This window comes from Pseudomonas sp. GM49, from assembly GCF_000282355.1.
Lineage (GTDB): Bacteria > Pseudomonadota > Gammaproteobacteria > Pseudomonadales > Pseudomonadaceae > Aquipseudomonas.
Map to the genome: position 1 here is coordinate 20,395 of NZ_AKJL01000083.1, position 11,866 is coordinate 32,260.

General features: G+C 58.3%; 9 protein-coding genes. 6 read left to right on the forward strand and 3 right to left on the reverse strand.

The window, feature by feature from the left end:
* Positions 1-128: 128 nt before the first annotated feature.
* Entirely contained in the window at positions 129-995 is an 867-nt protein-coding gene (gene hexR, locus PMI29_RS21335; RefSeq protein WP_007954250.1) for a transcriptional regulator HexR, read from the reverse strand.
* Positions 996-1,347: 352 nt separating this feature from the next.
* Between hexR and PMI29_RS21330 the strand changes: the two genes are divergently transcribed.
* Entirely contained in the window at positions 1,348-1,662 is a 315-nt protein-coding gene (locus tag PMI29_RS21330; protein WP_007995847.1) for a hypothetical protein, read from the forward strand.
* 62 nt (positions 1,663-1,724) lie between these two features.
* Here the strand turns inward: PMI29_RS21330 and PMI29_RS21325 are convergent, their stop codons facing one another.
* Positions 1,725-4,595, reverse strand: a complete 2,871-nt coding sequence (locus tag PMI29_RS21325) for a putative bifunctional diguanylate cyclase/phosphodiesterase (protein ID WP_007995849.1) — start codon at positions 4,593-4,595, stop codon at positions 1,725-1,727.
* A 256-nt stretch (positions 4,596-4,851) separates the two neighbouring features.
* Between PMI29_RS21325 and uvrD the strand changes: the two genes are divergently transcribed.
* The 4 genes from uvrD to PMI29_RS21305 all read left to right on the forward strand — a co-directional run bounded on the left by uvrD (position 4,852) and on the right by PMI29_RS21305 (position 9,226).
* Entirely contained in the window at positions 4,852-7,035 is a 2,184-nt protein-coding gene (gene uvrD / locus PMI29_RS21320; protein WP_007995851.1) for a DNA helicase II, read from the forward strand.
* 146 nt (positions 7,036-7,181) lie between these two features.
* Positions 7,182-7,622, forward strand: coding sequence for an EamA family transporter (locus PMI29_RS21315; protein WP_007989639.1), 441 nt, complete (start codon positions 7,182-7,184; stop codon positions 7,620-7,622).
* A 179-nt stretch (positions 7,623-7,801) separates the two neighbouring features.
* Complete coding sequence (locus PMI29_RS21310; RefSeq protein ID WP_007995853.1) at positions 7,802-8,680, forward strand: Tim44 domain-containing protein; 879 nt, start codon at positions 7,802-7,804, stop codon at positions 8,678-8,680.
* Between the two features lie 138 nt (positions 8,681-8,818).
* Entirely contained in the window at positions 8,819-9,226 is a 408-nt protein-coding gene (locus tag PMI29_RS21305; protein WP_007995855.1) for an SMI1/KNR4 family protein, read from the forward strand.
* A 22-nt stretch (positions 9,227-9,248) separates the two neighbouring features.
* On the opposite strand, the gene PMI29_RS21300 is transcribed toward PMI29_RS21305, so the two are convergent.
* Positions 9,249-11,012 carry a cation:proton antiporter gene (locus tag PMI29_RS21300; protein WP_007995856.1) on the reverse strand — a complete coding sequence of 588 codons (1,764 nt, stop codon included), beginning with the start codon at positions 11,010-11,012 and terminating at the stop codon, positions 9,249-9,251.
* 286 nt (positions 11,013-11,298) lie between these two features.
* On the opposite strand from PMI29_RS21300, the gene PMI29_RS21295 reads away from it, so the two are divergent.
* Positions 11,299-11,781, forward strand: a complete 483-nt coding sequence (locus PMI29_RS21295; protein WP_007989648.1) for an acyl-CoA thioesterase — start codon at positions 11,299-11,301, stop codon at positions 11,779-11,781.
* The last annotated feature ends 85 nt before the right edge of the window (positions 11,782-11,866 follow it).

Consider the following 11,866-nt stretch of genomic DNA (forward strand, 5'->3'; position numbering starts at 1 on the left):
AGACTGATGAAAATTACGGTGTATTCGAGGCCGCCATCGCGAGCAAGCTCGCTCCCACAGTAGATCTCGAGCGCTGCACAAATTGCATTTACAGCGCTGAACCCTGTGGGAGCAAGCTCAGGCCAGGATCAATCGTCCAGCGCTTTCACTGACTTGGGCGACAACCGCAAACTGCGCAGGCTGCGTTTGACGCTCTTGAGGTGATTGACCAGGCTCGGGCCGCGGGCCATGGCCACGCCCATCGCCAACACGTCGATCACCACCAGGTGAGCGATACGCGAGGTCAGCGGCGTATAGATTTCGGTGTCTTCATGCACATCGATCGCCAGGTTGACCGTCGACAGCTCGGCCAATGGCGTCTGGCTCGGACACAAAGTGATCAACGAAGCGCCGCTTTCACGCACCAGGTTAGCGGTGATCAGCAGGTCCTTGGAACGCCCGGACTGGGAAATGCAGATGGCCACGTCAGTCGGCTTCAATGTCACGGCCGACATCGCCTGCATGTGCGGGTCGGAATACGCTGCAGCGGTGAGCAGCAAGCGGAAGAACTTGTGCTGGGCGTCCGCCGCGACCGCACCCGAGGCGCCGAAGCCGTAGAACTCGACGCGCTGGGCTTGGGACATCAGCGTCACCGCCCGCTGCAATTCCAGCGGATCGAGTTTCTCGCGAACCTCCATCAGCGTATGCAGGGTGGTGTCGAAGATTTTCAGGCTGTAGTCGGCGACCGAATCATCCTCATGGATCGCAAACTGGCCGAAACTCGCGCCCGCCGCCAAGCTCTGGGCCAGCTTCAGCTTCAGGTCCTGGAAACCGGAGCAACCGATGGCACGGCAAAAACGCACGATGGTCGGCTCGCTGATGCCCACGCTGTGGGCCAGGTCGGCCATGGAGCTGTGCATCACGGCCGCAGGATCAAGCAGCACATGGTCGGCGACCTTGAGCTCCGACTTGCGTAACAGGTGGCGAGACTGGGCGATGTGTTGCAGCAGATTCAAAGGGCTGGACTCTTTGTTATTGGCAGGTGCCGGGGATGTAGCACGCTTGTAGTTATACTACATGAATCGGCTTTTTGCCTGCTCAATGCGTAACCACATCCCTCGGCATTCAGGCACGCGCGCTCCATGTAGCGCTCATCGCCAGCGTTCCAGTTGCTCACCGACGCTCGCCTTTTGACGTTGCGACAAAAATGAGCCTCCCCGTACAAGTGTCAACATTAGTTATCTCATCAATAACACACAGCCCACATCAACTTACAAACAAGTCAACTATCGCCACCCACAAATTAAATAAAGATGGGTATATTAAATAGGCAGGACGCAATTATGTTAATTACAGGAGTTACATACAATGAACATTACAACCAAAGACTGGGCCGCCCAAATTAACCGCATGCCTGGCGCCGCTTTCTTTCGTGCTTCCGGTACCGTGACCGTTGTCAACTCTGGCATTACGGCCAAGCTGGTGCTGAGCGAAGTGCAGGACAAATCTAATGATTTACGTCTAGACCTGAAAATTGAAGACACCGGCGGAATTTCACTTCCAGCATTAACCGAAAGGTTTGTCGAATACCGGGTAGCCGGTGAATCAAATGTTACTGGCGTCAGTATTTTCTTCGAAGGAAAGCTACTGCACCACATTGATGAAGTACTGATCACCGATTAAAGAATTACCTGCTGCAAACTTCCCGTCAGACCGCCAAAAGGCCTGACGGGAAGCATTCTCAGTCAATCCGCGCCCTGCCCTCGCAACTGGCCCGCCAGGTCTTGCGCCTCTACCGGCCGACTGATCAGATAGCCTTGCACCTCATCGCAGCGCTCACGCTTGAGAAACTCAAGTTGCTCCTGGTGTTCCACGCCTTCCGCGACGACTTTCAACGACAAACCATGGGCCATGGCAATGATCGCCCGAGTGATCGCCGCATCCTCGGTACCCTCTCCTAACCCACGGATAAAGGCCTGGTCGATCTTCACGTAATCCACCGGGATACGCTTGAGGTAGCTCAGGGAGGAGTAACCAGTGCCAAAATCGTCAATGGCCAGTTTCACCCCGAGATCACGCAACTGCTGGAAAGTCGCGATGATGTGCTCGACGCTGTCCAGCAACTGGCTTTCGGTCAACTCCAGCTCTAGGAAGTGCGGCGCCAGCCCGGCTTCTTCCAGCACCTGGCGCACCAGGCTGACCAACTTGCCCTGTCGCAATTGATGCACCGACAGATTGACCGACACCCGAATCGCTTCGAGCCCCTGCCGCTGCCACTCACAGGCCTGCCAGCAGGCCTGACGCAGCACGAACTCACCGATCGGGCCGATCAATCCGGTTTCTTCAGCCAGGCCGATGAAATCCCCCGGCGGCACGCGGCCCATGGTGGGGTGATCCCAACGCACCAGCGCCTCGGCAGCGTTCAGCTTGCCCGTGGCGAGGCACAGCTTGGGTTGGTAGAACACCTTCAACTGCTTCTCTTCGATGGCTTTGCGCAACTGGTTTTCCAGCTGCAAGCGCTCCAGCGTGCTGGCTTGCAGGCTGTCGGTGTAGAACTGGAAGTTGTTGCCGCCCAAATGTTTTGCGTGCTGCATGGCCATGTTCGATTGACTGACCAACGCGGAAATTTCCCGGGCGCTGTCTGGCAACAAGCTGATGCCCATCGACACGCTGACCACCAGTTCATGCCCTTCAATGGTCACCGGCAAACGCAACTTGTTAGCCAGACGAGTCGCCACCCTGGCCAGGCTGGAAAGGTTGCCGTAGGAGTTGAACAGCACGGCAAACTCGTCACCAGAAAGGCGTGCGATGGTGTCTGCTTCAGGCAATGCATTCACCAGTCGCCGGGCCATTTTCTGCAACAACTGGTCGGCAACTTCATGCCCCAGGCTGTCGTTGAGTTGCTTGAACCGATCAAGATTGATGTGCAGCAAGGCCAGGTTGCGATAGCCACCCTGCCGCACTCGTTGATGAGCTTCGTTGAGTCGTTCGCGGAACATCGAGCGGTTGGCCAGACCGGTAAGTTCGTCGTAATGGGTCAGATAGCGCATTCGCTCTTCGGATTCCCGACGGGCAGAAAGATCCGCGAAGAAACCCACGATATGGCTGACATTTCCCCGGCTATCGCGAACGGCGTTCAATTGCAGCCATTGCGGATACATCTCGCCGCTCTTGCGCGTTTCCACCAATTCGCCTTGCCAGCTGCCTTGCTGTTCCAGCGCCTGATGTATTGCGGCGTAATGCCGACGCGCATCGCGACTGCATGGCAACTCAATGACATTGCGCCCGATCATGTCCTCAATGTCATAGCCGGTCACCCTACTGAAGGCTTGATTGATCGCGATCAGGGCATAGTTCGGATCGAAAATCACGATCCCTTCGCTGGCCGCCTCGAACACGGTCGCCGCCAGTTGCTGCTGCTCTTCCAGGCCTTTGCTGACGCTGATGTCGCGGCGAGTACCGACCATGCGAATCACCCGGCCGTTTTCGGCACGCTCGACCGCCCGCCCGCGGTCCTCGATCCAGACCCAGTGGCCGTCGCCATGCCGCACGCGATACTCGATTTGATAGTCCTCGGTGCGGCCCTTCAAATGCTCGACCAGTGCCCTTTTCAGCGCCGGAAGATCCTCGGGGTGAAGGCGCGGCTTGAGGTGACGCAGTATTGCCGTGACCTGTTCCGGCTCCAGGCCGAACAATTCCTGAATCTGCGTGTGATGGACTTCGTCGGTTTGCAGATTCCAGTCCCACAACCCCAACTCGCTGGCCTTCAATGCCAACGCCAGACGCGCCTCACTCTTGCTCAGCGCCTGGTTGGCGGCGTCCAGCTCCAGGCTGCGCTGAGCGACACGGTTTTCCAGGTCGATCTGGATCTCTCGCAACTCGTCCTCGGCACGTCGGCGCTGCTCTACCTCCTTGGCCAGCTTCTGATTGAGCTGATCACTGCAGCTTTGCGCCTGCTGTAGATGCTCGATCAGTGCCTGGTTCTGAAAGCGTCGCATCAAGCCCCGATCGATCAATCGATTGACCTGCCAGGCAACCACGCTCAATGCACCGAGCAGGATCAGCCCGAACCAGCCCCAGCCTTGCTGCTGCCCGTCGCCGCCCCAAAACATATAGGCGATGGCCGGCAACAGGCAGGGCAAGGTGAATGACAGAAAGGCCGGCAAACTGACCGCATAAGCCACGCTGGCCGAAAGCGCTGCGGCACCTATGAGGCCGAAGACCCAGGCTTGCTGAATGAAGTTATCGGCGGGAACCAGGGCGATGCCGGCACCGGCCAGGGTCAGGCCAGTGAGGCCGGAGCCCAACAAAAACATTCGTCGCCAAATGGGCTGGGCCTGACGATTGGGAATGGCCGAATCAAAGGCGGCGACCTGGATGACCCGCAATGCCACCAGCGACAGCAACCAGACCAGCCACACGCTGACCAGGAAGTAGCGCTGCGGGCTCCAGAGCAGACCGGCACAGACCAGACCATTGATCAGCATGAACAACGTGGGCAGCAGCGAGCCCTGATACAACAAGCGCGTGCGTTCGACCGCCATTTCCATGGCGTATTGCTTTCGGATAACCCGGGGCTCCACAGTGGGGCCCGACAGGTCGAAGCTGAGGGTCATAGGCGATGTTCTTGTTCTTATAATGATGAGCATGGGCCCGAAACTGCTCGGAGCATACACAAGCAATTGCCCGGACCAAACTGTTGCTGATCAACAAATCGCCAAATTTTTCAGCCGCCGACGCCCCTGAAAACGCCGAAGGCATGCCCCGCCAACGCCTGCAGCCGATGACTGACCGGTCGTCCTTTGCATAACTTTCATCGGCTAAAACGAAGCGGAGTTTGCCCGGTGTGTCGCGGCCCCCTAGAATGCCCTGATGCGCGATGATCTCTCCCTTCTGCTGAACTCCCTCAACGATGCCCAACGCCAGGCCGTAGCGGCCCCCGTGGGTCGTCAGTTGGTCCTGGCCGGTGCTGGTTCCGGTAAAACCCGAGTGCTGGTGCACCGTATCGCCTGGTTGATCCAGGTCGAAAACGCCTCGCCCCACTCCATCCTGTCGGTGACCTTCACCAACAAGGCTGCTGCCGAGATGCGCCAGCGCATCGAGCAACTGATGGGCATCAACCCGGCCGGCATGTGGGTTGGCACCTTCCACGGCCTGGCACACCGCTTGTTGCGGGCACACTGGCAGGAAGCGGGCTTGAGCCAGACCTTCCAGATCCTCGACAGCGATGACCAGCAACGGCTGGTCAAGCGGGTGATCCGCGAGCTCGGCCTGGACGAACAGCGTTGGCCGGCCCGTCAGGCCCAATGGTTCATCAACGGGCAGAAAGACGAAGGCCTGCGTCCGCAACACATTCAAGCCAGTGGCGACCTGTTCCTGGCGACCATGCGCGGCATCTATGAAGCCTACGAGGCCGCCTGCCTGCGGGCGGGCGTCATCGACTTCTCCGAATTGCTGTTGCGCGCCCTCGATCTGTGGCGCGATCACCCGGGCCTGCTCGCTCACTATCAAAAGCGCTTCCGACACATTCTGGTGGACGAGTTCCAGGACACCAACGCCGTGCAGTACGCCTGGTTGCGTCTGCTGGCCAAGGGTGGCGACAGCCTGATGGTGGTGGGCGACGACGACCAGTCGATCTATGGCTGGCGCGGCGCGAAAATCGAGAACATCTACCAGTATTCCGAAGACTTCCCGGACGCCGAAACCATTCGCCTGGAGCAAAACTATCGCTCCACCGCCGGCATCCTGAAGGCTGCCAACGCCTTGATCGCCAACAACACCGGGCGCCTGGGCAAAGAGCTGTGGACAGACGGCGGCGACGGCGAAGCGATCAACCTGTACGCCGCCTTCAACGAACACGACGAAGCCCGCTACGTTGTCGAAACCATCGAAAGCGCGCTGAAAACCGGCTTGTCGCGAAGCGATATCGCGATTCTGTACCGCTCCAACGCCCAATCGCGGGTTCTGGAAGAAGCCTTGCTGCGCGAGCGCATTCCCTACCGTATCTATGGCGGTCAGCGCTTCTTCGAACGCGCGGAAATCAAGAACGCCATGGCTTACCTGCGTTTGCTCGAAGGACGGGGCAACGATGCCGCGCTGGAACGGGTCATCAATGTGCCGGCCCGTGGCATTGGCGAGAAAACCGTTGAAGCGATCCGCGACCATGCGCGCCACAGCGATGTATCAATGTGGGAAGCGATGCGCCAACTGGTGGCCAACAAAGGCCTGACCGGTCGTGCGGCCGGTGCCCTTGGCGCGTTTATCGAGCTGATCGAGAACCTCGCCGCCAAGTGCATGGAAATGCCACTGCACCTGATGACCCAGACCGTCATCGAACAGTCGGGGCTGATTGCCTATCACGAAGCGGAAAAAGGCGAGAAAGGCCAGGCCCGGGTAGAAAACCTTGAGGAGCTGGTCAGCGCTGCGCGTAACTTCGAAAACAGCGAAGAAGACGAAGACCTGACGCCATTGGCAGCGTTCCTCGGTCACGCGTCGCTGGAGGCCGGCGATACCCAGGCCGACGAGCACGAAGACAGCATTCAACTGATGACCCTGCACAGCGCCAAAGGCCTGGAATTTCCTTATGTGTTCCTGGTGGGTATGGAAGAAGGCCTGTTCCCGCACAAGATGAGCCTGGAAGAACCCGGCCGCCTCGAGGAAGAGCGTCGTCTGGCCTACGTCGGCATCACCCGGGCCATGCAGAACCTGGTGATGACCTTTGCCGAAACCCGCCGCCTTTATGGCAGCGAGACCTACAACAAGGTGTCGCGTTTCGTACGCGAGGTACCGAAAGGCCTGATTCAGGAGGTTCGGTTGTCCAACAGTGTCAGCCGTCCTTTTGGTGGCAACCAGTCAATGAGTGGCAGCAACCTGTTCAGCGGCAGCGAGATTCCGCAGACAGGCTTCAGCCTGGGCCAGACCGTACGCCACTCAGTGTTTGGCGATGGCGTGATCCTGAACTTCGAAGGCGCCGGGGCTCAGGCCCGGGTGCAGGTGAACTTCAGCGAAGGCAGCAAGTGGCTGATGCTGGGCTACGCGAAACTGGAAGCAATCTAAAAGACCGCCAGAGGTCGAATGTGGGAGCGGGCTTGCTCGCGAAAAACGATCACGCGGTGTTTCTGATGAACCGCAGTGCTGCCTTCGCGAGCAAGCCCGCTCCCACAGGGTTAGGCGTTGGCCTATGTGAATGAAAGGGAACAAATATGGGCTCAGGCTTTTTTTCCTCTTGGACATTCTGGGCCCTGTTATCGGCGGCGTTCGCGGCGATGACCGCCATTTTCGCGAAAGTTGGCATCGAAAACGTCAACTCCGACTTCGCCACCCTGCTACGCACGATAGTGGTATTGGTCAGTCTGGCCTTGATTTTGTACGCCACGGGCCAATATCAGTCTTTGGGATCGATCTCTGCGAAGAGCTACCTGTTCCTGCTGTTGTCGGGCCTGGCCACCGGTGCATCGTGGATCTGCTATTTCCGTGCACTCAAAGTAGGCCCGGCGTCACTGGTTGCCCCAGTGGACAAACTCAGCGTGGTGCTGGTGGCCATTCTTGGCGTTGTCCTGCTGGGTGAAAAACTCGACCTGCGCCAATGGGGCGGAATCGGCCTGATCACGGCCGGGGTGGTCATGCTGGCCCTGCGACGCTAGGCGAACGTCCTACAAAACCTTTCCACTCATCTGACATATCAAAGTCAAAAGGCCTTATTGCGCTGACTGAAGCTGAACACGACCTGTCAGGCAAAAGCCCGAAACACTCTGCCGCTAGCCAGTAACACTTCAGCTGTGCAACATGGCGCGCGTGCCTTCCACAAATGGGAATTCCCTTTATGAAACGTTTTCTTAGCATCGCCATGGCGTTGTGCATCGGCCTGACGATGAGTCTCGACGTCAATGCCGCCAAGCGCTTCGGTGGTGGCAAAAGCGCAGGTGCTGCGCCGACGCACCAGACCAGCCAGATGGCTCCTTCTTCCCCTGGCATGGGCGGCGCTGCGGCGACCGCTGGTGCTGCCGGTGCCGCTGGCGCCGCTGCAAAGGCCGGTGGCGCCTCGCGCTGGCTCGGCCCTCTGGCCGGTATCGCGGCCGGTGGCCTGCTGACATCCATGTTCATGGGTGACGGCTTCCAGGGCATGCAGATCTTCGACATCCTGATCATGGCCGTCATTGCGTTCCTGGTCTTCCGCTTTATCGCCGCCCGTCGTCGCAAGCAGCAGGAGCATTACGCTCCGGCCGGCCACGCGCCGATGCAACGAGAAGTGTTCGAACAGAAGCCGGCCGGCGGTTCGATCTTCGGTGGTTCGGCAGCGCCTGTTGCCGCTCGTCCGGTGATCAATGCTCCAGCCTGGTTCAACGAAAGCAACTTCGTCGAAGCGGCACGCAATCATTTCCAGTCCCTGCAACAGCACTGGGACGCCAATGAAATGGACAAGATCGCCGAGTTCGTCACTCCGCAAATGCTGGAGTTCCTCAAGCGTGAGCGGGCTGACCTGGGCGACGGTTTCCAGTCCACCTACATTGACAACCTCAATGTGCAACTGGACGGTGTGGACGATCGCGCCGACAAGACCATTGCCACTCTGACCTTCACTGGCGTGTCGAAAACCTCGCGTTTCGACCAGGGTGAAGTCTTCAGCGAAAGCTGGAACATGGAACGTGCACAGGGCGAAAACCAGCCTTGGCTGGTGGCCGGTATCCGCCAGAACGGCTGATCCTCCTCGGCGCTTTACTTGCTGTAAACAAAACCCCGGCCTCGGCCGGGGTTTTCTATTTCGCGGTTGCATCCATAGCGAGCTACTGTATAAACCGCTCCATATAAACCGCGCCATACAAGCAAGAGGATCCCGGACGTGGAAGAAATCATCGAACAACTGCGTGAAGCCAACGAACCGGTACCGGTCCCCTTGGAGTTGCCCGACGAAGATCAATTGGTGGAAGTTGAAGAAGAGTTATTCATCAACATTCCTTTCGTCTTCAAAGAGTTTCTGCTGACAGTCAGCGACGTAGTCTATGGCAGCCTGGAGCCGGTGACCGTCACCGACCCGCAGTCGCATACCTACCTGCCTGATGTGGCCGCAAATGCCTGGGATGCTGGCGTACCACGCGACCTGATCCCGATCTGCCAGGACGGCGACAATTACTACTGCGTCGAAGAAGACGGCACCGTGGTGTTGTGGTCCGGCGAAGAAGAGCTGATCACCGAAGAATCCTGGGAATCGGTGTGGCACTGGGCGCGGGACGTCTGGCTGGAAAGTTGATCCAGCCAACGCCGCTGGGTGGTCAATGCCCGGACGACTCTTTGTGATTGTCGAGAGTTTCCAGCAACGCCACCTGCATCCGCGTATGCACACGAATGAACCAGCGCCACAGCAGCGCCGCCACGGCGGCCGCGACCACGGCGATCAGCACCAGCAACTTGTTGGTCGGCAGAATACTGGCCGACAAGGCTGCCAATAGCAAAAAGATCACCAATAGCGAAAGGATCGGTATCACTTCGGCGATCACCCGACGCACTCGTTGCGTGTGGCGCCCGGCCATTTCCGGCTTCACGCCCATTTCCGCCAGCAGCATCGACAATGCTTTTAGCTTGCGGTACGCCGCAATCAAAAAAGGTAGCGACAACAACAGCGCCCCACCCCAGATCAATGCCTTCTGCCAGCTCGGGTCGCTGATACAGCCTTGCACGTAGGCCGACATGCGCTCGGCGAAGAACGCGCCCGAGAGGAAGATCGCGATCACCAATGCCAGGTTGACCCCAACCTGCAGCAAAATCCTTCTGATCATCGATGCCAGCAATGCCCCCTCACCCTGGGGCTGGATGCTGCGCAGCCATTCGCCGTACATCCCCAGCACCCGTCCCAGGCGCTCCGGCATGACGCCGGCGAGCTTGATCGACAATGGATCAGCCGCGCGGATCAAATAAGGCGTCAGCAAGGTCGTGATCACCGAAACAGCCACGGCCACGGGATATAAAAAGTTGCTGGTGACCTGCAACGTCATGCCCAGTGCCGCGATAATGAAAGAGAATTCGCCAATCTGTGAAAGACCCATCCCGACCCGCAGAGAGGTGCGTCCGTCATTGCCGGCGATAAATGCACCGAGACCACAGGACAGCATCTTGCCAAGCACCACGGCTACGGTGATTACGGCGATTGGCCACGCGTATTGAAGCAGGATCGCCGGATCGAGCATCAGCCCGATGGCCACAAAGAAAATCGCACTGAAAAGATCGCGAACCGGTTCAATCAAGCGCTCAATTTTCAGCAGTTGCCGGGATTCAGCCATGATCGCGCCAATCAGGAACGCCCCGAGGACCATGCTGTATTCAAGCTTGACCACCAGCAGGCAGAAGCCAAAACACAGGCCAAGCACGGTAATCAGCAGCATTTCGTTGCTGTCGAATCTGGCCACGTAAGCCAGCAACCGCGGCACCATCAGAATACCGATGACCAATGCGACGATCATGAACAGCGACAGCTTGCCGACTGTGGAGAACACTTCACCGGAACTGACCGTACCGCTGACGGTGATGCTGGACAGCAGTGCGATGATGCCAATGCCCAGGATGTCTTCGACGATCAGCACACCGAATATCAGCTGTGCAAACCGCTCGTTCTTCAGCTTCAGATCGTTGAGCGCCTTGACGATGATGGTGGTCGAGGAGATCGCCAGGATCGCGCCCAGGAACAGTGAATCCATGGTGTTCCAGTCGAACCAGCGACCAATCTCGTAGCCGATCCAGATCATCAGCACGATTTCCAGGAACGCCGCGATGAATGCCGTGGCACCGACCTTGAACAGCTTGCGCAGGCTGAACTCCAGGCCCAGGCAGAACATCAGGAAAATCACACCGAGTTCGGCCAGGGTCTTGATGGTTTCTTCGTCATGGATCAGGCCGAATGGCGGGGTATGCGGGCCAATGATGAAACCGGCGACGATGTATCCCAGCACCACCGGTTGTTTCAGGCGATGGAAAATCACGGTTACCACACCTGCGATCAACATGATCACTGCCAGATCCTGAATGAAACTGATGGCATGCATGGCGTGAGGCTCCCTGGATGGCATTGCTCGATCCCCGGACGCAGGAAAAGCCTGATCGAGCAGAACAAAAATCTGGATTGCGCGTAGGAATTGCCTTTGAGGCAGGGTTTTTTGCAGGGTAACACCGCGACTTCGGGCAGAAAGGCGGTGCAATATATGGAAACAGATCGATCCGGCGTGACGGCGACTCCGCACCCGGCGTCCCGATAACTGTTGGTTTGAAAAAACCGCCGAGGCACCCGCAGAGGTGCATCCCTCAAACCTGGCCTTGACCCGTGAGAATGCTATGGAACCCGGAAACGCCCAGCTGTCGATGACGGTATTGATGACCCCCGACATGGCCAACTTCTCTGGCAATGTTCACGGCGGCACCCTGCTCAAATACCTCGACGAAGTGGCCTACGCCTGCGCCAGCCGTTATGCCGGCCGCTATGTGGTGACCCTGTCGGTTGATCAGGTCATTTTCCGTGAGCCGATCCATGTCGGCGAACTGGTGACCTTTCTCGCCTCGGTCAACTACACCGGCAACACCTCCATGGAGGTGGGCATCAAAGTGGTGACCGAGAACATCCGCGAGCGCTCGGTGCGTCACACCAACAGTTGCTTCTTCACCATGGTCGCGGTGGATGATCAGCGTAAACCTGCACCGGTACCACCGCTGCAACCGCAGAACAGTGAAGACAAGCGCCGCTACATGCAGGCCCAACAGCGCCGGCAGATTCGTCAGGAGCTGGAAAAGCGTTATCAGGACATCAAGGGCGACGCCTGAGGCGGGTTGTTCTTTGGCGATCTTCAGACCGCTATCGCGAGCAGGCTCGCTCCCACAAGGTTAATGCCATACTTGTGGGAGCGAG

Excerpts from the sequence above, each read along its gene's own strand:
- uvrD (WP_007995851.1), top strand. The coding sequence starts at position 4,852 with ATGCGCGATGATCTCTCCCTTCTGCTGAACTCCCTCAACGATGCCCAA.
- PMI29_RS21330 (WP_007995847.1), top strand. The coding sequence starts at position 1,348 with ATGAACATTACAACCAAAGACTGGGCCGCCCAAATTAACCGCATGCCT.
- PMI29_RS21325 (WP_007995849.1), bottom strand. The coding sequence starts at position 4,595 with ATGACCCTCAGCTTCGACCTGTCGGGCCCCACTGTGGAGCCCCGGGTT.
- PMI29_RS21310 (WP_007995853.1), top strand. The coding sequence starts at position 7,802 with ATGAAACGTTTTCTTAGCATCGCCATGGCGTTGTGCATCGGCCTGACG.
- PMI29_RS21300 (WP_007995856.1), bottom strand. The coding sequence starts at position 11,012 with ATGCATGCCATCAGTTTCATTCAGGATCTGGCAGTGATCATGTTGATC.
- PMI29_RS21315 (WP_007989639.1), top strand. The coding sequence starts at position 7,182 with ATGGGCTCAGGCTTTTTTTCCTCTTGGACATTCTGGGCCCTGTTATCG.
- PMI29_RS21295 (WP_007989648.1), top strand. The coding sequence starts at position 11,299 with ATGGAACCCGGAAACGCCCAGCTGTCGATGACGGTATTGATGACCCCC.